Origin of the sequence: Citrobacter sp. S46_ASV_140 (assembly GCF_018919545.1) — a bacterium.
GTDB classification, from domain to species: Bacteria; Pseudomonadota; Gammaproteobacteria; order Enterobacterales; family Enterobacteriaceae; genus Citrobacter; species Citrobacter braakii.
This window is the reverse complement of the sequence record NZ_JAHLRC010000236.1, coordinates 1-2369: the sequence shown is the minus strand read 5'-3', so window position 1 is coordinate 2369 and position 2369 is coordinate 1. Positions and strand designations below refer to the sequence as shown.

The window sequence follows — 2369 nt, the reverse complement described above, 5'->3', positions numbered from 1 at the left end:
GATCATGGGGCGTCTGGAGATTTACCCCATTCTGATCCTGTTCTCGCGCATGTTCTGGCGGGCGTAACGGAAACTCCGGCGCATTACGGCGCCGGGTTCACCAACATCTGTCCGATCGAGCCACGATCCGCCATTTCCAGCGTCTGACTGTTAAAGTAGAACGGGAAATGAGCCCAGGAAGGTTGTCCATAGTAGACCAGTAATTCAACCTGGCCGTCGACCCAGACGGTATCTTTCCAGCCCCGGTCTTCCGGGAACGGCATTGCGCCATTCACATTACGGATCAGGAACGAGACGCCTTCGATATGGAAAGACTGAGGCATATCCGCCCGTACCGTCCAGCGCTCCCAGGAGCCCTGCTGAGCGGTAATATCCATGCGGTTGACGTCCCACAGCTGACCGTTGATGCCGGGATCGTCATCCAGACTGATATCACGGCTGCGAATCGGTGAACCACTGAGGATTTCCGTTGGCAGCAGGCGCATTGGCAGACTGTCGGTCACCAGCGGCAGGAGACCGGTCGGGCGCAGCGTCAATACCAGCGTGGAGATGAGAATACTGGAAGGCTCAAAGAATCCGCGGATCCTGTCGACAATGCTGGCCGCCTCACCACAGGTGATAGAGACCTCATTTCCGTTAGTCATATCCACCAGGATCTCACGGCGCTCGCCAGGCGCCAGCGAGAGCTGCTTCACCGAAACGGGCGCAGGTAAAAAGCCCTGATCGCTGGAAATCACATGCAGCGCGCGGCCATCGCTCATTTGCAACTGGTAACGACGCGAGTTTGAAGCGTTCAGCAAACGCAAACGCACCCAGCCGCGAGAGACTTCGACATACGGGCTTTGCGCCCCGTTGACCAGCAGGGTATCACCGACAAAACCACCGCTGCCGGGTTCGCTGTACTCCGGCGTACCAAAGTTGTCCAGACGCTTGTCCTGGATAATGATCGGAAAATCATCCACGCCGTAGTGGTTGGGAATAGACAGTGATTTACTCACTTCATCTTCAATCAGCCACATCCCGGCAAGACCGTTATAAACCTGCTGGGCAGTACGATTTGGCGTATTGGCGTGATACCACAGCGTAGCGGCATTCTGACGAATCGGCAGCACAGGTGCCCAGTCTGCATTAGGGGACATCATGCGCGCCGGGCCGCCCATCAGCGGGCCTGGCACCTGTAATCCGGCGACAGTCATCGAGACATTTTCAGTCAGACGGTTGCTGTAGATAAGCTTGACGTCATCCCCTTTCCAGACGCGGATCGTCGGTCCCAGGTAGCGACCGTTAATCCCCCAGACAGGTGCGCGCGTGCCTTGCGTGAAGGACCAGTGGGCGCGTTGCAGCGTCATAAATAACGGCTGCCCCCGACGGGACTCCAGCAGCGGAGGTACGGGTAACGGTTGTTGCTGACCGGCAGCATTAGCCTTCAGCGGAACAGCACCTGCACACAGTGCGATCCCCGATGCCTGAATGAACTGACGCCGACTGAATGACATATAAACTCCATGAAAAACTGGCGATTAACACGCAGGAAATCTTTTCCTGTAACAAACCCGAATTGCGCGGATTAAACCTTACCGGCGGCTTCCCGCTCAGCAACTTCTTTATCGAGTTCTGCGATTTTTTGTTCCATCAGCGTACGGCAATGCGCTGCCAGTTCACGAACCTGATCTTTCCCAAAATGGCTAATATCTACCGGTGGCAACATCTCTACAATCGCCAGACCATTATTGAGTCGGTTGAGTTTTATCTTGTTCGAGGTAGTTGAAACGCACACCGGAATAACCGGGACACCCGCCGCAATCGCCGCATGAAACGCGCCGGTTTTAAACGGTAGCAGACCGCGACCACGGCTGCGCGTTCCTTCCGGGAACATCCAGATAGAAATACGACGTTTTTTGAAATGATTCACCACCGCCGCAATGGTGCTGTGCGCTTTGGTACGGTTGTTTCTGTCAATCAGCAGGTTGCCGGTTAACCAGTACAGCAGCCCGAAGAATGGGATCCACAACAGGCTTTTTTTACCTACCGTCACCGTCGGCGGCTGAACGATATTCGCAGCGGTAACCATGTCATAGTTGTTCTGATGATTACAAATATAGATAGCATTACCATAGTTCTGCGCGTCTGCCGGCATGCGGCACTCAACCTTCAGGCCATAAAGGGGAGCCAGGCGGCCAAACATATGACCGAACGTTGCGACGTGTTTTGGATTTCGTGGGCTGAACAGACAGTATATGCAACCGAAAATACAGACCAGAACGCAGTAAATAACAGTAATGATTAAACGAAAAATATATAGCATAACAACCTCTGAGGCCTAAGAGCCTGGCATTTTACGTCACCTGATTCATCACGCAGTATCAGGT

2 protein-coding genes are annotated in these 2369 nt (G+C 54.0%); both read right to left on the bottom strand.

Annotated features, from left to right (window positions below; genetic code table 11):
• Window positions 1-83: 83 nt before the first annotated feature.
• Complete coding sequence (gene ftsP, locus KQJ19_RS23295; RefSeq protein ID WP_016154508.1) at window positions 84-1496, bottom strand: cell division protein FtsP; 1413 nt, start codon at window positions 1494-1496, stop codon at window positions 84-86.
• 71 nt (window positions 1497-1567) lie between these two features.
• Entirely contained in the window at window positions 1568-2305 is a 738-nt protein-coding gene (plsC, locus tag KQJ19_RS23290) for a 1-acylglycerol-3-phosphate O-acyltransferase (RefSeq protein WP_016154509.1), read from the bottom strand.
• Window positions 2306-2369 lie beyond the last annotated feature (64 nt).